Consider the following 444-nt stretch of genomic DNA (forward strand, 5'->3'; position numbering starts at 1 on the left):
CCCTTGTTGGGGTTGAACAGTTTCGCCTGGGGAGGGGAGTCGCTGAAGATCTTCAAACTGGATCTCCCCGATTCGCAACTGGGCAAGAAATTGACCCTGACCACGGGTGAAAATGGTCATTTCACGTTGGTGGATGAAGATGACAACCTATTGGCGGCCAGCCGGGCCGGAGAGCTTTTCGAAAAAAATGGCGTAACGTTTCAAATAGAGGAACTGCACGCCAATCCTGGTACCCGCTTCCGCATTATCCGTAACTCCCGCCTGACCAGTATCCTCGACTATCAAGAGGCCCTGGATGTAGTTGAGCGCGGAAAAGAGTCGGGCATGATCGGTCTGGCGCTGGAAAGCACAGATCCGGACCAGGCGATTAAAATACTCAATGAAATCGCCGCTATATATGTACGGCAAAACGTAGAGCGCACTTCAGCAGAGGCTGCGCAGAGC

1 pseudogene is annotated in these 444 nt (G+C 52.9%); it reads left to right on the plus strand.

What is annotated here, in order from left to right:
- Window positions 1–444: pseudogene (locus tag AC1DLB_RS32120) on the plus strand (tyrosine-protein kinase); the annotation flags it as partial.

The organism is Pseudomonas sp. 05N434 (assembly GCF_056396965.1).